Below are 20,692 nucleotides of genomic sequence, written 5' to 3'. Positions count from 1 at the left end.
TCAATCCATCGAAACCTTGCCGCGCCCGGCCTTCACGGTTGCGCGGCTTTTCTTGGCATCGACCCGCTTGGCCTTGGCATTGCGGCTGGGCTTGGTCGCGATCCGCCGTGCCTGGCGCACCATCGCCTGCCCCACCAGCTCGGACAGCCGCGCGCGGGCATCCTCGCGATTGGCGTCCTGCGTGCGAAAGCGGCGCGCGGTGATCAGCAATTCGCCGCCCGCCGTCATCCGGCTCCCCGCCAGCGTCTTGAGCTGTGCATAAGCCCAGGGTGCCAGCCCCAGCCGATACACATCGACCCGCAGTTGCACCGCGGTCGCCACTTTGTTGACATTCTGCCCCCCCGGCCCGGTCGCGGCGAGGAAGCGTTCCTCGACGATCGCTTCGTCGGGGATGCGATAGTCAGACACCCGCCGGGTCGCTCGGCTGGTCGCTCGGCTCGGCAACGGCCACCGGCACCGGCCCGAACCCCGCCAGCGCAAAACGCTCGGGCAAGTCCGAGGTGGCCGCAACCGGCGGCTTGCCGTCGCGCGGTACCGACAGCTCGACCGCGTGCAACAGCATCACCAGCCGCTGATCGGCCCGGCCATAGACCGGATCGCCGACGATCGGGATTCCCATGCCGTGCGAGGCATGGACCCGGATCTGATGCGTCCGCCCGGTTTCGGGGGTGAAGGCCACCAATGCGCGGCCCTGATGCTCGCGCAGCACTTCCCAATGCGTCACCGCGCGCTTGCCCTGCGGATCGCCGACCATCCGCCAGCCGGTCTCGGCGGTGCTGACCTTGGCCAGCGCCATGTCGACGGTGCCGGTGGCGTCGTCGGGCACGCCGTCGATCACCGCCAGATATTTCTTGGTCACCAGCCCTTGTTCAAACGCCTGCTGGAACCGCTTGTGCGCCTTGGGGTTGCGCGCCAGTAGCAGGCAACCGCTGGTGTCGCGGTCGAGCCGATGGACGGGCAAAGGAACACGTTTGAAACCGAAGGTCAGCTCATCGAGCATCGATTCGACACTCGGGCTGCGGTCGCGCGGGGAATCCACCGGCAGGCCGGCGGGTTTGTCGAGGATCAGTGCCTCGCCATCGATGAACAGGATGCGGTCGCTTAACATAGCCCCCCCTATAGGGATGTTTGGCCTCAGGCGAACCCACCTATCGACCGTTCGTGCTGCGCCTGTTGAAGCGCCGTGTTTCTTGCCCGCTGCCGAAGCGAAGAACGGCACTTCGACAATCTCGGTGCGAGCGGTGCTCGGGCTAACGGTTGCCCTCACCCTCGCCGCCTGCGCCGCGCCGCCCGCAGAGGTGGTGGCCCCTACCCCGCCGCCGCCCCCGCCGGTAGCGGCACCCCCGGTTGCTATCGCCCCGCCACCGATCGTAGCGCGCGCGCCGGTCTCGCTGTGCGGACGCGGCAGCGTCGCGCCCACCCCCGACGGACGGCTGCTCAACCATTTCCCCTATCCCGGCGTTTCCGAAAGCGTGCTGCTACCCGCCCCGCCGCCACTCTCCGATGGCGGCGCGTGCCGGGTGCATCCGGCGATGCTGGGTGATCTCAACCGACTGATCGCCGCGTCGAACGCCGATCCGGCGGTCGCGGGGAAATTGCGCTCGGTATCGTGCCATCGCGGCGTCGCGTTGCAGGCGCAGACCTTTTGCGCGGGCATCCTTTCGGGCCGGAGCATGGGCTTTCGCGACCGCGCCTGGGCGTCGGCCCCGCCGGGCTTTAGCGAGCACGCTACCGGCTATGTCATCGATTTCGGCACCACCGATCGCGGCGGCTGTCCCGACGCCGATGCCTGCTTCGCCGCGACGCCGGTGGGCAAATGGCTGATCGCCAACGCCGCGCGCTACGGCTTCGAAATGTCGTTCCCGGCGGGGAACCAGCAGCAGATGAAATGGGAGCCGTGGCATTGGCGCTGGGTGGGCACCAGCGCGACGGCACCGGGCGCAGCCTCGGCGCGGGCTATTTTCTCGCAGGCGCGCAAGGCGTTTCCGGCAAGGCCGGGGCCGGAGTGACTTCTGACGTACCGTTCGTCCTGAGTAGCCGCTGAGCTTGTCGAAGCCTGTCCTGAGCGCCTGCCTTGGCAGGCAGTCGAAGGGCGGCGTATCGAAGCACTGGCCCGCTTGGGGCAAAGTCCTTCGATACGGGCCTTCGCCTTCGCTCAGTCCCTACTCAGGACGAACGGTGGGGTTATTCTACCCGAACAGCTTCGTCGCAACCTCGGCAATCCGCCGCCCCTGATAGCGCGCGCCGTCTAGCTCGACCGCGCTCGGCTGGCGGCTGCCGTCGCCATCGGCGATCGTCGTCGCGCCATAAGGCGATCCGCCCTTGACCTCGTCGAGGCCCATCTGCCCCTGGAAACCGTAATCCAGCCCGACCACCGCCATGCCGAAATGCAGCAGGTTGGTGATGATCGAAAACAGGGTGGTCTCCTGCCCGCCATGCTGGCTCGCCGTCGAAGTGAACGCGCCCCCGACCTTGCCGTTGAGCGCGCCGCGCGCCCACAGGCCGCCGGTGGTGTCGAGGAACGCCGCCATCTGGCTGCTCATCCGGCCAAAGCGCGTGCCGGTGCCGATGATGATCGCGTCATACTCCGCCAGAGCGTCGGGGCCTTCGATCACCGGATGCGGGCTGTCGGTCTTGAAATGCGCGGCTTCGACCACTGATTGCGGCGCGGTTTCGGGAACGCGGCGAATGTCTACGCTCGCGCCGGCACCGCGTGCGCCCTCGGCGACTGCTTCGGCCATCGTCTCGATATGGCCGTAGGACGAATAATAAAGCACCAGAACTTTTGCCATTGTCGCTTCTTTCTTAATCCCCCTCCCGCTTGCGGGAGGGGTTAGGGGTGGGCATTTCATTGGAGGCTGCAGGCTTCGACGGCCCCACCCCCGGCCCCTCCCGCAAGCGGGAGGGGGGTAGAATCATTCCGAATCGACCAATACGATCTCGGCTTCCTCGGTCGCGCGGATCGCCACGGTCTGGCCGCCCTTCAGCGCCGCGCCGTCGCGGGCGCCCACCGGCTCGCCATTGACCTCGATCGCGCCGGTCGCGGGCACCAGATACACGTGCCGCCCCTCACCGATCACATAATCGATCGTCTCGCCGGCCTTCACCGTGGCACCCAGCACGCGCGCTTCGGCGCGGATCGGCAGCGCGTCGCTATCCTCGGCAAAGCCGCTGGCGAGCACCGCGAACTGGCCCGAACGCTGCTCCTTGGGGAAGGGCTTGGCCCCCCAGGACGGCGCACCACCGCGCCGGCTCGGCTCGATCCATATCTGGAAGATCCGCGTCGTTTCGGGCTCAAGGTTATATTCGGCGTGGCGAACCCCGGTGCCCGCCGACATCACCTGGACATCGCCCGCCACGGTGCGGCCTTCATTGCCCATCGAATCCTTGTGGGTGATCGCCCCCGATCGGACATAGGTGATGATCTCCATGTCGGCGTGCGGATGCGGCGGAAAGCCTGAATTGGCGGCGATCTCGTCATCGTTCCAGACGCGGATCTTGCCCCAGCCCATCCGCGAGGGATCGTAATAATTGGCGAACGAGAAATGATGGCGCGCCTTGAGCCATCCATGGTCGGCATGGCCCAGGCTTTCGAACGAACGTTTGTCGATCATTGCAAGGTTCCTTTCGTGTTGCAGCGAACATAGGCGCTTGCGATGGGCGCGAAAATCGAAACGATGGAAACACTTCGTTTCGCTATCGACCATTCGGGGAATTTTGCTTATCGCCATCGCGATGCAACTTCCCGATCTTGAAGCCTGGGCGATCTTCGCCGCAGTTGTCGAACAACGCTCCTTCAGCGGCGCGGCCACGGCGATCGGGGTGAGCAAGGCGACGGTGTCGAAGGCAATTACCCGCCTCGAAGCGCGGCTGGGTACGTCGCTGTTTCACCGCACCTCGCGCAAATTGACCCTCACCGACAGCGGCAAGGCGCTGGCCGAGCGCGCGCAGCGGATCGTCGAGGAAGGCTATGCCGCCGAGGAAGCCGCGCGGGAGGCTGCCACCGCGCCCGCCGGGCTGGTGCGGGTCGCCGCCCCGATGACCTTCGGCGTGCGCCACGTCGCGCCGGCGATCGCCGACTTTCTGATCGCCAATCCCGCGATCCAGATCGACTTGACCCTGTCCGACACGCGCATCGACATCATCGCCGCGGGCATCGACGTCGCGCTGCGGATCGCCGACCTGCCCGACAGTTCGTTGCGCGCGCGCAGGCTTGGCAATGTGCGCGGCCATGTCGTGGCGGCACCGGCCTATCTGGCACGCGCCGGCACGCCCACCCACCCGGCGCAACTGGCCGATCACGCCTGCTTCACCTACACCAATCGCGCCAATGCGACCTGGCAGTTCGAAGGGCCTAATGGCGAAGTCGCCGCGATCCGCCCGACCGGCCCGCTGGCCGCCGACAGCGGCGATGCGATGTTGCCTGCGCTTCGCGCCGGGCTGGGCATCGCGCGGCTGCCCGATTTCATCGTCGACGACGATCTGGCGGCAGGCCGCCTGGTGGCGATCCTGCCCGAATGGGCGGGCAAGCCGATCGGTCTGCACCTGCTCACCCCGCCCGGCGCACGGCGGCCCGCCCGAGTCGAAACCTTGATCGCTTTCCTCGCCGATCGCTTCCGAAAGCTTGGGCAGGGCAGCTGAAAACCCGCGCGACTCGTGGGAAGATGCCGGTTAGGAGGAAATTAACCTTTTGCCTTTAGAGCTGCTTAGGTTAATCGAATACTCATGAGTGCGCCAGCCTTAAGGGGGGCAGGTTTGCTGGTCATGGGTACAGGAGGACGCACCGATGCGCGTATTGCTAATCGAGGACGAGCCGACGACCGCCAAGGCGATCGATCTCATGCTGACGACCGAAGGCTTCAATATCTATACGACGGACCTTGGCGAAGAAGGCCTCGATCTCGGTAAACTGTATGATTACGACATCATCCTGCTCGACCTGAACCTGCCCGACATGCACGGTTATGAGGTGCTCAAGCGCCTCCGCGTCGCCCGCGTCTCGACCCCGGTATTGATCCTGTCGGGCAATAACGAAATGGACAGCAAGGTGCGCTCGTTCGGCTTCGGTGCCGATGATTATGTCACCAAGCCCTTTCACCGCGACGAACTGGTCGCGCGAATCCACGCCGTTGTCCGCCGCTCCAAGGGCCATAGCCAGTCGGTGATCCGCACCGGCAAGCTCGCGGTCAATCTCGATGCCAAGACAGTCGAGGTCGATAATGCGCGGGTGCATCTGACCGGCAAGGAATATGCGATGCTCGAGCTGCTCTCGCTGCGCAAGGGCACGACGCTGACCAAGGAAATGTTCCTGAACCACCTTTATGGCGGGATGGACGAACCCGAGCTCAAGATCATCGACGTGTTCATCTGCAAGCTTCGCAAGAAGCTGAGCATGGCGACCGACGGCGACAATTATATCGAGACCGTCTGGGGTCGCGGCTATGTGCTGCGCGATCCCGATGGGTTGGACATGGGACTGGTCGAAGCGCAAGTCGCCTGAGTATTTGCCTGCCGACCTGATCCCGCGCCGGGGTGCCTTTCCTCGGTAACAGATCGGTGGCAGTGGCTGGGCATGCATATCATTCCACGTCTCGCCGCAGTCGCGCTGGCTGTTGCGCTGCAAGCATGCGCTAGCGGGTCCGCCGGCGCTCCCGAACCGATGATTGCCGCCGCCCCGGCCGAGCAGCGCGATCCGGTGACGATCCTGGTATCGATCGACGGCTTCCACCCCGATTATCTGAAGCGCGGCATCACCCCGAATATGGCAAGGCTGGCGGCGCAAGGCGTCCAGGCCCCGATGCGCCCCTCCTTCCCGACCAAGACCTTCCCCAACCATTATGCGCTCGTCACCGGGCTGCATCCCGATCGCAACGGCATCGTCGCCAACCGGTTCGAAGATCCGGCGCGGCCCGGCGAAGTTTTCACTATGGCCAGCCTCGAGCCTTATTGGTGGGATCAGGCCGAGCCGATCTGGGTCACCGCCGAGAAGGCCGGCATCCGCACCGCGACGATGTTCTGGCCCGGATCGAACAGCAAGGTGCGCGAGACCTATCCCAGCGACTGGCAGCAATTCGCGCAGGCCTTGCCCGAGCGCAACCGGGTGAACGCGGTGGTCGATTGGCTGCGCCGTCCCGCCGCCACTCGCCCCAAGCTGGTGACGCTGTATTTCGATACCGTCGATACTGCCGGCCACCGCTTCGGCCCGCAATCGCCCGAGGTGAACGCGGCCATCGCCGAGGCAGATTCACTGATCGGCTTCTTGCTCAGCGAACTCGGGGCGCTCCGCCAGCCGGCGAACCTGATCCTGGTATCCGACCATGGCATGGCCGAGGTCTCGGCGGATCGCACGATCGACCTGCTGGCAGCCTTTCCCGCCAGCGACATTCGGCTGGCCGAGGATGGCCCCTATGCGACGTTCCACGCCCAGCCCGGGCGTGAGGCTGCCGTGGTGGCCGCGCTGGCGAAGCCGCACCCGCATATGCGCTGCATGGAAAAGGCGGCGCTCCCCGCGCGGCTCGCTTATGGCCGTAACCCTCGCGTCCCGCCCTATATCTGCATCGCCGACAGCGGCTGGATGATCCTTGGCCAGCCGCCTAAATATCCGATCAAGGGCGGCGCGCATGGCTATGACAATGCCGATCCTGCGATGAACTCGATCCTCGTCGCCAGCGGCCCCGCCTTCCGGCGCGGCGTGACATTGCCGATTGCCGACAATGTCGATGTCTATGCACTACTGCGGCGTTTGGCGGGGCTGTCGGCGGCAACCGATGTGGATGGCCGGATCGAACCACTGCAAGGCGCGCTGGCCGAATAGGGCTTGCGGGCGGCGGGTTTCGGATCGAAACTGACGCATGCGCTATTTTGAAGATTTGACCATCGGCGACAAGGCTGCGTTCGGCAGCCATGTCGTCACGCGGGAAGAAGTGCTGGCCTTCGCCGCACGCTTCGATCCACAGCCATTCCACCTATCCGACGAAGCCGCCGCGCTCACCCATTTCGGGAGAATGTCGGCGAGCGGGTGGCATAGTTGTGCAATGACGATGGCGATGTTCGTCACGCATCTGCAGGAACATCCGCAAGCGTCGCTGGGCGCGGCGGGGGTCGATGAACTGCGCTGGCTCAAACCCGTTTATCCCGGCGATACGCTTCGCTGCGAGAACGAAATCATCGAAACCCGCGCATCGCGAAGCCGCCCCGAAATGGGCAGCACGCGATCGCGCATGACGACGTTCAACCAGCATGACGAGCCGGTGCTGTCCTTCATCGCCATCGGCCTGATCGCGACCCGACCAACCCCCACTGCCTGAAAGGCATCCCAATTGCGTTACCGAGGCTGCCGAGTCCTATTGCCCTGACGAATCGCTTGGCGGTTGGCGCGATTGACCTGCCGAACGACCGGGCGATCCACCCGGGTTTGCGGCGCTACGATCCGCGCCGGGCGATCTGGGCGGGTGATCGCGCGATTATTCTGGCGGAGCTGGCGCACGTCGCCCCGGCGATCCGGTCGAAATTCGCGGCGATCCTGCTGGCGATCGGCACGAAATTGCGGCCGCGTGATCTGACCCTGTCGAAACTCACGCCGATCGATTCGGCGGTCTTGCCGGAAATCGCGCTCATCGGCACGGCGATCCTGGCGAAAGCCCTGCCAATTCGCGCGTAGATCACGCCGCTGTCCCGGTGCCAGCGTATTGCGGCGGCCTTCCCAATAGCGGCGCTGTGCATTGTTCCAGCGCACTGGGCGGCGGTCACGTCCGTACACATAATAGCCCGTACCGGGATAATAAAAGCCGCTGTTCCAGCCGAAATAAGATCCGCCCAAGCCGCCGCCATAAAAGCCGCCAACTGGTGCGCCAAAGCCGCCACCGTACAGGCCGTCGTCATAATAGCCGTTATTGTAAAAGCCCGAGCCTACGCCGACGCCAAGGCCACCATATCCATAGCCCTGGTTATAGCCGCAAGCCGAAAGACCAATGGCAGCGATTATAGCAAATCCTGCCGTGCGAATGCGCGATGCCAACATGTGAATCCTCTCCAAGATACGCGGAGCCATGACCTACTTTTACATCACTGCGTTGAACCGCGCGTGAACCACCTGACCCTGAAGAACCGAAGGTCAGTCAGAATAGTTCCCGCTCGGTACGCAGGGAACATTCACCCGGCGAAACTCTTGCTGTTGCCGATCGTCGACTAGTGGCCTTCGAAATCAACCAGCGCGTGAACATCAATCCCGTCACTAGCCAGCGCGCGCGCACCGCCGAGTTCGGGAAGGTCGATGACGAACGCCGCCTGGGTCACGACTCCGCCAGCCTTGCGGATCAGCCTAACCGCCGCGCGCGCCGTGCCACCAGTTGCGATCAGGTCGTCGACAAGCAACACCCTGGCCCCCGGCGTAAAGGCATCGGCGTGCATCGTGATACGATCGGTGCCGTATTCCAGCGCGTAATCCTCCGCGATGGTCGCCCCGGGCAGCTTGCCATCCTTGCGGATCAGCAGCACCCCTGCCCCCAGCGCCAGCGCCAGCGTCGGCGCGAACACAAACCCTCTCGCTTCGATCCCCGCTACCAGATCGACCGGACCAGAGATTGCCGCAGCCATGGTCTCGGTCGCCAGACGCAGCCCAGCGGGATCGAGCAGCAGGGTAGTGATGTCGCGAAACTGGATGCCGGGTTTGGGGAAATTGGGGATGGTGCGGATCAGGGTACGAAGCTGGTCGGCGGCGGTCATGGCGGTCTCCGGGGAAGCAGGGCGGTAGCGAGTCGCAGCAACCTTTATCGTCGGCTGCGTCGCCATGGGCACAAAAAAGGCCCCGAACTCGATTTGAGTTCGGGGCCTTTCCTAACCTGCCGGATTACCGGCCAGTTGTGTCGATCAATGCTTCAGGTCGCGCCAGATGTTGCGATAGGCACCATAAGCGAGGCCAGTGAAGATCAGGATGAACAGGAATGCCGCAAGGCCCGCCTGATGCCGGATTTCCAGCTTGGGTTCGGCGGTCCAGGTCAGGAAGGCCGATACGTCCTTGGCCATCTGATCCACCGTCGCTGGCGTACCATCGGCATAGGTAACCTGATCATCAGCCACCAGCGGCGGCGACATCGCAAGGTTCAGGGTCGGGAAATAGGGATTGTAGTTCAGCCCCGGCGGCGTCGCAGAGGTCGGATGCTTGGCCACTAATTCAGCCGGCTGCGGCACATAACCTGTCAGCAGCGAGTAAACATAGTTCGAACCGTCGCCGCGCGCCTTCGTCATCAACGACAGATCGGGCGGGATCGCGTTGTTGTTCGCCGCGCGCGCGGCAACTGCGTTGGCATAGACCAGCGGGAAACGGTCAGCAGGGGTATTCTTGCGGGTCGCGGCTTCACCGGTGTCCGGGTTCACGCTGGGTGCTTCGACCGACCACTGGCTGGCGATCGCCTTCACTTCGCCTTCGCTATAGCCCAGCGACGCCAGGTCGCGGAACGATACCAGGTTGATCGAATGGCAAGCCGAGCAGACTTCCTTATACACCTGGAAGCCACGCTGCAGCTGCTGGTTGTCGAACTTACCGAAGATGCCAGCCGAAGGCAGCCCGGCGTCGCGCGGCTTCTGATAGAACTCATGCGAAGCGTCTTCGGGCTGGGCTTCGGCGGTAAGCGTGCCGAACAGGCCCAGCACCAGGACGAAGGCGAAGCCAAGGCCGATAAGTGGTGCGATGATACGGATCATGAGGGTCGTCTCGTCCTTGGTTCGACTGGCTTATTCGGCAGGCTGCGGCTGCGCACCATGCGCGCCGGGGATGGCGGTCTGAGCAGGGCTGGTACCGCCCTTACACTTCAGCACAGCCTCGGTGATCGAATTGGGCAGCGGGCGCGGACGCTCGGCAGCCGACACGATCGGCAGGATGACCAGGAAGTGGAGGAAATAATAGGTCGTCGCGATCTGGCCGATCATGACGTTGAAGTTGCTGGCTTCGGCACCGCCGACATAGCCCAGCACCAGCACGTCGATCAGCAGCACGATCAGGAACATGCGGTTCTTAGGGCGATAGTTCGACGAACGCACCGGCGAACGATCAAGCCATGGCAGGAAGAACAGCAGCAGGATCGAGCCGAACATCGCCAGTACGCCCCAGAGCTTTGCGTCCAGGATAAAGTTGGCGGTGAAGCTCTTCAAAATCGCGTAGAATGGCAGGAAATACCATTCGGGCACGATGTGCGCGGGCGTCGAAAGCGGGTTCGCCTGGATGTAGTTGTCGGGGTGACCCAGCATGTTCGGTGCGAAGAACAGGAAGCCCGCAAACACCAGCAGGAACACGCCCAGGCCGAAACCGTCCTTGGCAGTGTAATAGGGGTGGAACGGCACCGTATCCTGCGGACCCTTGACGCCAACGCCGGTCGGGTTGTTCGAGCCGGGAATGTGCAGCGCCCAGATGTGCAGGATAATCACACCGGCGGTTACGAACGGCAGCAGATAGTGCAACGAGAAGAAACGGTTCAGCGCAGCGGCATCGGGGGCATAGCCACCGAGCAGCCAGATGCGGATCGGCTCGCCGACCAGCGGCAGCGCCGAGAAGAAGCCGGTGATCACCTGCGCGCCCCAGAAGCTCATCTGGCCCCATGGCAGCACATAGCCCATGAACGCGGTCGCCATCATCAACAGGAAGATGACCACGCCGAGCAGCCAGATCATCTCTCGCGGCGCTTTGTACGAGCCGTAATAGAGACCGCGACAGATGTGGATATACACCACGATGAAGAACATCGATGCGCCGTTGGCATGGGCATAGCGCAGCAGCCAGCCGGCGGGCACGTCGCGCATGATCCGTTCGACCGAGAAAAACGCGGTCATCGCGTCAGTCGAATAGTTCATCGCCAGGAAAATGCCGGTGATGATCTGGATACCCAGGGCCGCGCCAGCGAGCACACCGAAGTTCCAGAAATAATTCAGGTTGCGTGGCACCGGATAACCGGCACCGACGGCGTTGTAGACCAGACGCGGCACGGGCAGCCGCTCGTCGATCCACTTGGAAACCGGCGACGCCGGCTCATACTGCTTTGCCCAGGGGAAGCTCATCTGCTCGCTCCTCAGCCGACCGTTATCATGGTGTCGGTGGTGAATGCATATTCGGGAACCGCAAGGTTCGTCGGTGCCGGGCCGGAACGGATCCGCCCTGCTGTATCATAGGCGGAACCATGGCACGGGCAGAAATAACCGCCGAATGCGCCCTTATTCTCGCCCTCGCCCGCGCCCAGCGGCACGCAGCCCAGATGGGTGCAGACACCCATCGTCACCAGCCAGTTCGACTTGCCCGCCTTGGTACGGTCAGCGAGCGTCTGCGGATCGCGCAGGTCGCTCAGCGGGGTGGCGTCGGCTGCTGCAATCTCTTGCGGCGTCAGGTTGCGGACGAACAGCGGCTGTTTTCGGAAGCTCGATTTGATCGACTGCCCCGGCTGGATCGCCGAAATGTCGATTTCGGTGCTCGATGCCGCCAGCGTATCGGCCGCCGGGCTCATCGAATTGATGAGCGGCAGCGCGATCACACCTGCGCCGACTCCGGCGAAGGCAACCGCGCCAATCGCCATATAATCGCGGCGACGTGGATCGGCCGGCCCTTCGCCGAGCGATTCGTTGTGCGGGATAGTCGTATCAACCGTAGCCATGCGTCAGCCCTTGAAAACCAATGCCTTGAGCGGTGAGTCGCACGATGTCGCCTGCAATGCGAGGCGAAGCCGTGCGGTCACGCCAGACCCACCGGACATGCGGGGGCTGCGGCCTGATAGACTTGGACATGGCCTTTTGCCAACACCCCATTTCGGCGGTAGCGCGCCCGGCCCCAATCTGCTTGGATATTGAAGATGCGTATAGCCCTGTTCGAACCCGACATCGCCGGCAATGTCGGCGCGATTCTGCGCACCGCAGCGTGCATGAACGTCGCGGTCGATCTGATCGAGCCGATGGGGTTTACCTTCAGCGACCGGGCATTGGCGCGCGCCGGCATGGATTATGCCCGGGCGGCGCAGGTGACCCGCCATGCCGACTTTGCCGCATTCGAAGCGGCGTTGCAGGGGCGGCTGGTGCTGGCGACGACCAAGGGCGCGACGCGGCTCGACGCTGCCATGTTCGAGGAAAACGATACGCTGTTGTTCGGCTCCGAAGGCACCGGCGTGCCCGATCACGTCCATGACCGCGCTGATTCGCGGGTGGTGGTGCCGATGATGCCGGGCATGCGCTCGCTCAACGTCGGGGTGAGCGTCGCATTGGTCCTGGGCGCGGCGCTGCAACAAACGGGGGGCTGGCCGGGCAGCGGGGGCTGATCGGCAAATCCTTCGCGCCAGCGCGACCGAAACCTCGATCAACCGCCCGCTTCCCCTCCCCCGCGCGGCGCGCTAACCTGCGCCCATGCAACCGCTTGACCCGCAGCAAACTGCCGCCCGCACCTGGTTCGAAAGCCTTCGCGACCGCATCTGTTCAGCCTTTGAAGCCATTGAGCGCGACGCCGGCTCCGATGCCAGCTTCGAATATACCCCCTGGGATCGAATCGATCCTTCGGGCGAACCCGGCGGCGGCGGCGTTCGCGGCGTAATGAAGGGGAAGGTATTCGAAAAGGTCGGCGTCAACGTCTCGACCGTCGGCGGCACGTTCGAAGGCGATTTCGCCAAGTCGATCCACGGGGCCGACAGCGACCCGCGCTTCTTTGCCACCGGCATCAGCCTGGTCGCGCACATGACCAATCCGCATGTCCCCGCCGTCCATATGAACACCCGATTTCTGGTCACCACCAAGCGCTGGTTCGGCGGCGGCGGCGATCTCAACCCGCCCTTGCCCTATGCCGAGGACACCGAAGACTTTCATGGCGCGATGCAGGCCGCCTGCGACGCGCATGATCCAAGCTATTATCCGCGATTCAAACAATGGGCGGAGGAATATTTCTGGATCCCCCATCGCGGCGTCGCGCGCGGCGTCGGCGGGATTTTTTACGACCATATGGACGGCGATTTCGACGCCAATTTCGCGCTGACCCAATCGGTCGGCGAGGCGTTTCTCGACAGCTATCCGCGAATCGTCCGGCGGCGGATGGACATGCCATGGACGGCGGAGGAAGAGGCGGTCATGCTCGAATGGCGTGGCCGCTATGCCGAATTCAACCTCGTCCATGATCGCGGCACGCTGTTCGGATTGAAGACCGGCGGCAATATCGAAGCCATTTTGATGAGCCTGCCCCCGCGCGCCACCTGGAGCTGATCGATGGGGCTGACGCCGGTGCCCGACGGGCATCTTGCGACCATCGTCACCACGCTGGAGATGCTGCAACGGCCACGCCCCGCCCCGATGCCGCCCTCCGAATTGCGGCTGGTGCGGTGGGAGCAGCCAACGCTTGCCCGCTACCGCGCCTTGTTCGCGCGAATCGGTGCGCCCTGGCTATGGTATTCGCGGCTGGTGATGGCCGATGACCTGCTCGCCGCGATCATCCACGATCCCGGCATCTCGATCTATGCCGCCGTCGATCGCGCGGGAATAGAGGTCGGGTTTCTCGAGTTAGACCATCGCCATGCGAACACCTGCGAGCTTTCCTATTTCGGATTGATCCCCGAACGCATCGGGCGCGGTGACGGACGCTGGCTGATGGCCAACGCGCTGATGCTCGGCTGGACCCGGGAGGTGAAGCGGATGTGGGTGCATAGCTGCACGCTCGATCACCATCGCGCGCTCGATTTTTATCGCCGCAGCGGCTTCGTCGCCTTTCGCCGGACGATGGAGACCTTTCCCGATCCCCGGCTAAGCGGCATCCTGCCCCCGGAAACCGCGCCTCAAATCCCGTTGCTCGATCCCGCCAGGCGGCGATAGGCCGCAACCTCGAGCAGCAAGGTCGCCAGCGATGCGGCGGTCGATGCCAGGGCCGCACTCGCGTTGAAGAGGAAGACGGTAACCGGCGACGCCATGCCGCTGGCGATCATCGCGCGATCGATGCTGCCCGCGATCATCACGCCGACCTGCCCGGTCAGGAACACGGCGGCGACCAGGGAGAAGAACAACCAGCCGCGCCCCTTGGTCAGCGCGAACGATCGACTGATCGCCTGTACCGGACTTTGCGCGCCTTCGCTCGCAATCACCGCGGTCACCAGGAAGCTGCGGCCGACCAGATACAGCCCCGGCAACACGAACATCAGCCCGCCGACGAATACTCCGGCCCAGACCGAAATCACCGCGATCAGGAAAATCGGCAGCAAGGTCAGCGCCCGGCGCAAGGCGTCCGACGCCGTCAATTGCGGGCGACCCAGGAACAGCAGCAGCACGACCGCCGCGCCGAACAGATTGGCAAGGTTCGCCGACAGGATCGATCCGGCATTGTCGAGCGTGTAGGCGATCAATGCCTGGCTGGCGGCATCGGTGCCGGGGTCGGTGATTTCGGCAGGCTGCGGCAACAGCAACAGCAGGGCGAGCGTCGGCAGGAAGTAGAACAGCCCCGCTATCGGCAACAGCAGCGGTCGCTCGGCACGCCACATGCGCTGGGCATCGGCGATCAGATGCCCCATCGAAAAACGCATTTTTGCAGGATCAGGCAAATTCTTCGGCCAGGCTGCGCTGCGGTGCGAGTGCCGAATACAGCTTGGCAACGAACACCGACTGCACCACCGAAATAACGACGGTGACGACCCCGACCAGCAGCGCGGTCAGCACCGTATCGATACCGAAGGTGCCAGGCGTACCCAGCGTCAGTCCCAAAATGGTGCCGAACGCTGCCTGCGCCGCGAGCGTGGCGATCCCCGCGATCAGACCATATAGCAGGATCATGCCGATGATCCGCAGGGCATGGCCGCGCGACAATTGCCAGGCACGGGTAATGGCGCCCAGCCCGCGCCGCTCGGCAACCACGACCGGGGTGACGATCACCAGCCGCGCGGCGAGCCACAGCAGCACCAAGCTCGCCACCAACACATAAGCCGCCGCCGCCAACACCGCCGTCGGGTTGATGTCGGGCATCGTCCCGGACTGCGCCGACGCCAGGGCCGCAATATCGATCCCGCCAACCAGCACGATGCCCAGCGCCGGCAGCAACAACAGGCTCAGGCCCAGCAGCAAGGCGATGGTGACGCCGATCACGGGCAATAGCCGCCGATTCGCGATCGCCGCTGCCCCCGCAGCCCCCACCGGCTCGATCGCAAGCGCGGTAATCGCGGTGGTTCCCCACAGGGTCACGATCGTCAGCACCAGCCCGCCGACGCCGATCGCCGCCTGACTGAACGGATCGAGCGTCAGTCGCCAAGCCTCGAGCGTGCCCGCCAGCACAGTCGGCAGCAGGATCGCCAATACAGCGATCGGCATGACCGCTGCTGCATGCGTGCCCAGAAACTCAGTCGTCCGATCCCAGACGGTGCTCATCTTGACCATGCGGCATTCCCCGATCATTTGGGCTGGATAGATCAACCCCGTAGCCGAAGCCGATTGTCCTTGCCAACCTTGTCTCCCGATGTGCCGACCGCGATCGATGGCGTCGAATGGTCGATCGCGCCGGAACAAGTCCAATATCAGGACTCGGTCGCCGATATGGAGGCGCGGGCCGCCGCGATTCATGCCGGCACCGCACCCGAGCGCATATGGCTGCTCGAACATCCGCCGCTGTATACCGCAGGGACCAGCGCCGACCCGATCGAATTGCTCGATCCGCGCTTTCCGGTGTTCAAAAGCGGGCGCGGCGGCCGGTACACCTATCATGGGCCGGGCCAGCGCATCGGCTATGTCCAGCTAAACCTGGGCGCGCGCGGGCGGGACGTGCGCCGTTATGTCCATGCGCTCGAATCCTGGGTGATCGCAGCGCTGGGCGAGGTCGGCATCACCGCCTTCGCCGTGCCCGATCGCGTCGGCATATGGACCGCCGATGGCGGTACCGAGGCGAAAATCGGCGCGATCGGGGTGCGCGTGCGCCAATGGGTGACGCTGCACGGATTTGCGGTCAATCTGGCACCCGATCTCGCCCATTTCGGCGGTATCGTGCCGTGCGGCCTGCCCGAATTTCCCGTCACCAGCGCCGCTTTGCTGGGAAAAAACGTCCCCGCCGCAACCTTTGATGCTGCACTTGCGTTGTGTTGTCCTGCGTTTCTGCGCGCTTTGCACGGTCATGATGATTGGGCTTGAGGGGCGTGCGCTAACGGTTTAATGCATACTACGGTTTGGGTATTAACGGCCTTCGGCCAACCAAGTCCATTATCAAGGGAGCTCCACATGCGTTCATTCATTTCAAAGGTCGTCACCGGTTCGATGATCGCCAGCGCGGCGCTGCTGGTTTCGGCCTGCGGCGAAACCACCGAAACCACCACCGACAACACCATCGTCACCGATCTGAACACCACCGATCCGATGATGGACGGCACGATGACCGACAACATGACCGCCGTTGACGGCGCCATGATGGGCAACGACGCCATGATGATGAACGACACCATGATGTCGAACGACATGATGATGTCGAACGACACGATGACGTCGAACGCGATGTAATCACGCGGTCGGCGGCGTCAGCCTTCGACCACGATGGTAAGGCCGCCCGGGCAACCGGGCGGCCTTTTTCATGCCGAGTCGACTTTTCTGCTTCCGCGACGGCAGCGTAACGGCCCGCCATATCCGGCGCTGAATGATCACGACCGCCACTTTTTGCGACGTGCCGCACCCCCCGAGCGCAAAAAGCCCCTTGGGCCGACGCCGAAAAACGCTTAACCCTTTGATCGATGATCCGGCGCGGGGCTTGGCCGGTCAGAGTGAGAGGCTGCTATGAACGTGTTGCGTATTGGTCTGGTGGTCGCCGGCGTTGCGACCATGCTGCTATCCACCCCTGCCTCAGCGCAGTTCTATTTCAAGTCGAAGGATTTGAGCGGACCGCGCGTGACCGGGGCGGAACCGGGAATTCTGGGGCAAGACCTGCCCGGTGCGACGCCCACCGAACATCGCGCGGCGCTGCTGTGGAACCTGCGCGCAGCACTGAACGTCGCGGCGCTGCAATGCCAGTTCGAGCCGACCCTGCTGACGCTGAGCAATTACAACGCGATGCTGCGCAACCATACCGACGAGCTGCGCGACGATTTCGAAGATCTGATGAAATATTTCCGCCGGGTCAATAAAACGACCAAGGCAGGACAGACTGCGTTCGATCAATTCGGCACCCGCGTCTATTCGGGCTTTTCGACGGTGGCGGCGCAGCGCATCTTTTGCCAGATCGCATCCAACGTCGGTCGGGACGCGCTTTACGTCAAGCGCGGCGAGCTTGGCGATTTCGCGGCAACGCGGATGCAGGAGCTTCGCAACGCGCTGCGCCCCTGGGGCGAACAGCAGTTCCGCAGCGGCGGCTATGCCTATCTTGCCGCAAGCGCGCCGCAACTTCCGGCCAATTTCAACGACAAGAAATGCTGGCGCAAGGACATCTGGCAGGAAAAACGCTGCGGCCAGGTCTATTATCGCATGGCGGCAACCCCGCCGACCACGGCAGTGGCGAACCGCTAAAACATCATGGCTTGATGACAGCTCTTCGTTGTCATTCCCGCGAAGGCGGGAAGCCATAATCACGGCACTGGAACATGGATTCCCGCCTTCGCGGGAATGACGGACAAGACAAGCCGTGGATCAACGCGGCGCTATCCCGCTTTAAGGCATCCAGCAACGCTTCGGGCGGGTCTTTACCCGCCCAGCAAGGCTCAGCGCAGGCCGAGCAGCTTGTGCGTTTGCAGCGACAGCCGCCAGCCGGGTCGCGCCATCGCCAGCGCGACCGCGGCGGCGCGGTTTTCCTCGGCGGCGATGTCGTCCATCGGCTGGATCAGGAAATGCCGGAAATCCCAGCGCTCGATCTCGGCAATGTCGCTGCCAGCCTGGGGCCATACCAGCTTCAGCTCGTCGCCCGATCGCTGCACCACCGCGCTGCCCGCCTTAGGACTGACACAGACCCAATCGATGCCGGGATTGACCGCGATCGTGCCATTGGTTTCGATCGCGATCTGAAACTCTGCCGCGTGCAGTGCCCCGACCAGCGCGTCGTCGATCTGCAACATCGGCTCGCCACCGGTCAGCACGACGAAGCGCGATGGCCGCGACGGCCCCCATGCCGATGCCACAGCATCGACCAGCGCGGCCGCATCGGCGAAGCGCCCGCCACCATCGCCATCGATGCCGACGAAATCGGTATCGCAAAACCGGCACACCGCGGTCGCGCGGTCCTGCTCACGCCCCGACCACAGATTGCACCCGGCAAAGCGAACGAACACCGCACGGCGGCCCGCGTGAAACCCCTCGCCCTGCAGCGTCAGGAACAGTTCCTTGACCGCATAGCTCATGGGCGAACGGCATAGGCGGTCGGATCGGGCAGCCCGGCCTCCTCAAATCCCTTGGCGCGCAGCCGGCAACTGTCGCACAGCCCGCAATGGAGATGGCCGGGCGCCGGATCATAGCAGGACCAGCTCATCCCGGCATCCAGCCCCAGCCGAGCCGCCTCGCGCACAATATCCGCCTTGGTCAGATGCTGGAGCGGCGCGTGGATGCGAAAGGGCTCGCCCTCGACGCCCGCCTTGGTCGCCAGCTCGGCCAGCCCCTCAAAGGCGGCGATGAACTCGGGGCGGCAATCGGGATAGCCCGAATAATCGAGCGCGTTCACCCCAATATACAGATCACGCGCGCCCGCCGCTTCGGCCCAGCCCAGCGCGAGGCTCAGGAAAATCGTGTTGCGCGCAGGCACATAGGTCACCGGGATGCCGCCATCCTCGGCAGTGCCCGCACCATCCTTGGGCACGTCGATCGCCGCCGTCAGTGCCGATCCACCAAAAGCGGTCAGGTCGAGCGGCAATACGACATGCCGAACCGCGCCCAGCGCCGTCGCGATCCGCCGCGCCGCCGCCAGTTCCACCTGATGTCGCTGGTTATAATCGACCGACAGCGCAAGCACGCGGAAGCCATCCTCCCGCGCGCGCGCCGCTGCGACCATCGAATCCAGACCGCCCGATACCAGGACGACCGCTAAAGGCTGTTCATGCATGATGGCGCGCGCCCTAGTGGATTGATTTTGACATTCGCATCCCTTCTGCGGCACGCTCTCGCTGCGAATGTCAAAATCATAAAATCCACTAGAATCACATTATTGCTAGTGGTCCTGGAGATTCTGACATTTGCTCCTGACTGAGCCGAAGGGGGTAGCAAATGTCAGAATCGGACCACTAGGCCGATATCGTCATCGGTGCAACGCTGCGCGGGGCATCATCAGGTGCAATCGCCCAGCCGCCGTGCCTCGATCGCCGAATCGAAGGGCAGCCCGTCGACTACGCCCTGGGTGGTGATGTTCATCAGCCGCGGCGTCTCTAGCTTGATCGTGGTGCGGCCATGGCCGGCACCGGCGCAGGTGTAATGCACCGTCCCCTGCTGGCCCTGATTGTCGATCACGAAGCGCGAACATTGCGCCGCGCCACCATGCCGCAACTGCAACAGCACGCGCGGATCGGACACGCACACGCTGCGCGTCGTCCCGCCGCCGGTTTCGCGCAATTGCCACTGGCCCGTCTCGATCTGCGCCAAAACGCGCAGCGACGGCGCTTGTGCCGGAGCCGCCCCCACGGCGGCACCAGTCAAAAGCAGCGCACCAACCGCCGCCGGGCGCAGCATCCGTCGCACGTCTATCCCTCGCATCACCTTGATTCCCGTTCCCGCCACCCGCCGCTGGCAATAAGCCTACGGCACCGTACAATATTGCCATGTGGGAGCATTTCGAGGCGTTGCAATACCCCGCCCCCAAGCTTTTTCAGGCCACACCGGTGTCCAGTTGCAGCGGGAACTTCCGCGCGCAAAACGCGCAATCGACTGCGATCACGCCGTTTTCATCGGCCATCTCGGCGCGATCCTCGGGCGTGAACTTGGCCAGCACCGAGCTGATATAATCGGCATCACAGCGGCAGCCGCGCGACAGCGCGATGCCCGTCAGCGTCCGTACTTCGCGCTCCTCGTTGAACAAACGCCACACCAATGTCTCTAGCGACAGCATCGGATCGGCCAGCTCGTCGGCCCCCATCGTCGCCGCCAACGCCTCGACGCTATTCCATTCGGGATGGTCGAGCCGGGTGTGCAGCCGTTCGCGGCCCTCTTCCCCCTCGGGCAGATGCTGGAGGAACAGCCCGCCCGCGATCAGCTTGCCATCGTCGCCGCGCCCAAGCCCCAGCCGCACCAGGCTGGGAATCTGTTCGGATTGCAGGAAATAAGCCTCGATCACCTCGCCCAGCGTCTCGCCGTCGAGCGGGACGATGCCCTGATAGCGCTCGTTGGTGGTCACCTGGTCAAAGGTGACCGCCAGATAGCCCTTGTTGAACAGCGCAAACAGCGACGGGTTCTTGCCCAGCATCGACAGCCGCGCGGCATCGAACTGGACATAGCCGCGAAGCTCTCCGCCCTTGTAATCGCATACCAGCAAATTGACGACGCCGCCCTTGGTCTGCGCCTGGATCGTCAATTGTCCGCCCGCGTCCTTGAGCGTCGAGCCGAGCAACGCGGTAAGCGTCAGCGCCTCGGCCAGCAGCCGCTCGATCGGCGGCGGATAGGCATGCGCCGACAGAATTTCGTCGAGCACCGGCCCCAGCCGAACGATCCGCCCACGCGCATGGCGATCGGGCAAGGTGAAACCGATCGCGCGGTCGATGTCGGTCGAGGTGGGCAGGTCAGGCATGAACAAACGCTCCTTTTGGCCACGTCCTCGTCA

The 20,692-nt window shown here is 63.9% G+C and carries 26 protein-coding genes; 11 read left to right on the top strand and 15 right to left on the bottom strand.

Annotated elements, in window-relative coordinates; all coding sequences use genetic code 11:
* The gene (gene arfB / locus QU44_RS11105; RefSeq protein ID WP_033922220.1) at positions 1–408 is read right to left on the bottom strand and encodes an alternative ribosome rescue aminoacyl-tRNA hydrolase ArfB; all 408 of its coding nucleotides are present in this window, start codon (positions 406–408) and stop codon (positions 1–3) included.
* Positions 401–1,108 carry an RluA family pseudouridine synthase gene (locus QU44_RS11100; RefSeq protein ID WP_052134696.1) on the bottom strand — a complete coding sequence of 236 codons (708 nt, stop codon included), beginning with the start codon at positions 1,106–1,108 and terminating at the stop codon, positions 401–403. The genes arfB and QU44_RS11100 overlap by 8 nt, the downstream gene beginning before the upstream one ends.
* A gap of 82 nt (positions 1,109–1,190) precedes the next feature.
* Between QU44_RS11100 and QU44_RS18680 the strand changes: the two genes are divergently transcribed.
* A complete protein-coding gene (locus QU44_RS18680; RefSeq protein WP_052134695.1) occupies positions 1,191–2,009 on the top strand; it encodes a M15 family metallopeptidase in 819 nt (272 codons plus the stop codon).
* 180 nt (positions 2,010–2,189) lie between these two features.
* Here QU44_RS18680 and wrbA read toward each other — a convergent pair whose 3' ends face one another.
* Positions 2,190–2,792, bottom strand: a complete 603-nt coding sequence (wrbA, locus tag QU44_RS11090; protein WP_033922219.1) for an NAD(P)H:quinone oxidoreductase — start codon at positions 2,790–2,792, stop codon at positions 2,190–2,192.
* Between the two features lie 123 nt (positions 2,793–2,915).
* Positions 2,916–3,614, bottom strand: coding sequence for a pirin family protein (locus QU44_RS11085; protein ID WP_033922243.1), 699 nt, complete (start codon positions 3,612–3,614; stop codon positions 2,916–2,918).
* A 121-nt stretch (positions 3,615–3,735) separates the two neighbouring features.
* On the opposite strand from QU44_RS11085, the gene QU44_RS11080 reads away from it, so the two are divergent.
* The 4 genes from QU44_RS11080 to QU44_RS11065 all read left to right on the top strand — a co-directional run bounded on the left by QU44_RS11080 (position 3,736) and on the right by QU44_RS11065 (position 7,307).
* Complete coding sequence (locus QU44_RS11080; protein ID WP_033922242.1) at positions 3,736–4,641, top strand: LysR family transcriptional regulator; 906 nt, start codon at positions 3,736–3,738, stop codon at positions 4,639–4,641.
* A 145-nt stretch (positions 4,642–4,786) separates the two neighbouring features.
* A complete protein-coding gene (gene ctrA, locus QU44_RS11075) occupies positions 4,787–5,500 on the top strand; it encodes a response regulator transcription factor CtrA (RefSeq protein WP_033922217.1) in 714 nt (237 codons plus the stop codon).
* Positions 5,501–5,572: 72 nt separating this feature from the next.
* Positions 5,573–6,814: an alkaline phosphatase family protein gene (locus tag QU44_RS11070; RefSeq protein WP_033922216.1), complete on the top strand. Its 1,242-nt coding sequence runs from the start codon at positions 5,573–5,575 to the stop codon at positions 6,812–6,814.
* Positions 6,815–6,851: 37 nt separating this feature from the next.
* Positions 6,852–7,307: a MaoC family dehydratase gene (locus tag QU44_RS11065; protein WP_033922214.1), complete on the top strand. Its 456-nt coding sequence runs from the start codon at positions 6,852–6,854 to the stop codon at positions 7,305–7,307.
* Between the two features lie 17 nt (positions 7,308–7,324).
* Here QU44_RS11065 and QU44_RS17475 read toward each other — a convergent pair whose 3' ends face one another.
* The 5 genes from QU44_RS17475 to petA all read right to left on the bottom strand — a co-directional run bounded on the left by QU44_RS17475 (position 7,325) and on the right by petA (position 11,636).
* Positions 7,325–8,020, bottom strand: coding sequence for a hypothetical protein (locus QU44_RS17475; RefSeq protein ID WP_052134694.1), 696 nt, complete (start codon positions 8,018–8,020; stop codon positions 7,325–7,327).
* Positions 8,021–8,187: 167 nt separating this feature from the next.
* The gene (locus tag QU44_RS11055) at positions 8,188–8,724 is read right to left on the bottom strand and encodes an adenine phosphoribosyltransferase (protein WP_033922212.1); all 537 of its coding nucleotides are present in this window, start codon (positions 8,722–8,724) and stop codon (positions 8,188–8,190) included.
* Positions 8,725–8,868: 144 nt separating this feature from the next.
* A complete protein-coding gene (locus tag QU44_RS11050; protein ID WP_033922211.1) occupies positions 8,869–9,702 on the bottom strand; it encodes a cytochrome c1 in 834 nt (277 codons plus the stop codon).
* A 30-nt stretch (positions 9,703–9,732) separates the two neighbouring features.
* On the bottom strand, positions 9,733–11,049 hold the full coding sequence (locus QU44_RS11045; RefSeq protein ID WP_033922210.1) for a cytochrome b: 1,317 nt from the start codon (positions 11,047–11,049) through the stop codon (positions 9,733–9,735).
* Positions 11,050–11,060: 11 nt separating this feature from the next.
* Positions 11,061–11,636 carry a ubiquinol-cytochrome c reductase iron-sulfur subunit gene (petA, locus tag QU44_RS11040; protein ID WP_052134693.1) on the bottom strand — a complete coding sequence of 192 codons (576 nt, stop codon included), beginning with the start codon at positions 11,634–11,636 and terminating at the stop codon, positions 11,061–11,063.
* A 195-nt stretch (positions 11,637–11,831) separates the two neighbouring features.
* On the opposite strand from petA, the gene QU44_RS11035 reads away from it, so the two are divergent.
* From QU44_RS11035 to QU44_RS11025, 3 genes are all read left to right on the top strand, one after another.
* The gene (locus QU44_RS11035) at positions 11,832–12,290 is read left to right on the top strand and encodes a tRNA (cytidine(34)-2'-O)-methyltransferase (RefSeq protein ID WP_033922209.1); all 459 of its coding nucleotides are present in this window, start codon (positions 11,832–11,834) and stop codon (positions 12,288–12,290) included.
* An 85-nt stretch (positions 12,291–12,375) separates the two neighbouring features.
* Positions 12,376–13,218 (top strand): oxygen-dependent coproporphyrinogen oxidase, encoded by an 843-nt coding sequence (gene hemF / locus QU44_RS11030; protein WP_033922208.1) that lies wholly within the window; start codon positions 12,376–12,378, stop codon positions 13,216–13,218.
* A 3-nt stretch (positions 13,219–13,221) separates the two neighbouring features.
* On the top strand, positions 13,222–13,821 hold the full coding sequence (locus tag QU44_RS11025) for a GNAT family N-acetyltransferase (protein WP_033922207.1): 600 nt from the start codon (positions 13,222–13,224) through the stop codon (positions 13,819–13,821).
* Here the strand turns inward: QU44_RS11025 and QU44_RS11020 are convergent.
* Together QU44_RS11020 and QU44_RS11015 are read right to left on the bottom strand one after the other, a co-directional pair.
* Complete coding sequence (locus QU44_RS11020) at positions 13,785–14,522, bottom strand: hypothetical protein (protein WP_033922206.1); 738 nt, start codon at positions 14,520–14,522, stop codon at positions 13,785–13,787. The two genes, QU44_RS11025 and QU44_RS11020, sit on opposite strands and share 37 nt — an antisense overlap.
* Positions 14,523–14,532: 10 nt before the next feature.
* A complete protein-coding gene (locus QU44_RS11015) occupies positions 14,533–15,366 on the bottom strand; it encodes a glycerophosphoryl diester phosphodiesterase membrane domain-containing protein (RefSeq protein ID WP_033922239.1) in 834 nt (277 codons plus the stop codon).
* Between the two features lie 60 nt (positions 15,367–15,426).
* Here QU44_RS11015 and lipB point away from each other — a divergent pair, with 60 nt between their 5' ends.
* From lipB to QU44_RS11000, 3 genes are all read left to right on the top strand, one after another.
* Positions 15,427–16,110, top strand: coding sequence for a lipoyl(octanoyl) transferase LipB (gene lipB, locus QU44_RS11010; RefSeq protein WP_052134691.1), 684 nt, complete (start codon positions 15,427–15,429; stop codon positions 16,108–16,110).
* Positions 16,111–16,197: 87 nt separating this feature from the next.
* Positions 16,198–16,473, top strand: coding sequence for a hypothetical protein (locus tag QU44_RS11005; RefSeq protein WP_033922204.1), 276 nt, complete (start codon positions 16,198–16,200; stop codon positions 16,471–16,473).
* 270 nt (positions 16,474–16,743) lie between these two features.
* Positions 16,744–17,469 (top strand): hypothetical protein, encoded by a 726-nt coding sequence (locus QU44_RS11000; protein WP_052134690.1) that lies wholly within the window; start codon positions 16,744–16,746, stop codon positions 17,467–17,469.
* 191 nt (positions 17,470–17,660) lie between these two features.
* Here QU44_RS11000 and queE read toward each other — a convergent pair whose 3' ends face one another.
* The 4 genes from queE to hslO all read right to left on the bottom strand — a co-directional run bounded on the left by queE (position 17,661) and on the right by hslO (position 20,659).
* Positions 17,661–18,293, bottom strand: coding sequence for a 7-carboxy-7-deazaguanine synthase (gene queE / locus QU44_RS10995; protein ID WP_033922203.1), 633 nt, complete (start codon positions 18,291–18,293; stop codon positions 17,661–17,663).
* Positions 18,290–18,988: a 7-cyano-7-deazaguanine synthase QueC gene (gene queC, locus QU44_RS10990; RefSeq protein ID WP_033922202.1), complete on the bottom strand. Its 699-nt coding sequence runs from the start codon at positions 18,986–18,988 to the stop codon at positions 18,290–18,292. The genes queE and queC overlap by 4 nt, the downstream gene beginning before the upstream one ends.
* Positions 18,989–19,209: 221 nt before the next feature.
* On the bottom strand, positions 19,210–19,608 hold the full coding sequence (locus QU44_RS10985; RefSeq protein ID WP_033922201.1) for a DUF3617 domain-containing protein: 399 nt from the start codon (positions 19,606–19,608) through the stop codon (positions 19,210–19,212).
* Positions 19,609–19,744: 136 nt separating this feature from the next.
* Positions 19,745–20,659, bottom strand: a complete 915-nt coding sequence (gene hslO / locus QU44_RS10980) for an Hsp33 family molecular chaperone HslO (RefSeq protein WP_033922200.1) — start codon at positions 20,657–20,659, stop codon at positions 19,745–19,747.
* Positions 20,660–20,692: the final 33 nt, after the last annotated feature.

It is taken from the genome of Sphingomonas sp. 37zxx, assembly GCF_000786205.1.
Lineage (GTDB): Bacteria > Pseudomonadota > Alphaproteobacteria > Sphingomonadales > Sphingomonadaceae > Sphingomonas.
This window is presented reverse-complemented; position numbering and strand designations above follow the sequence as displayed.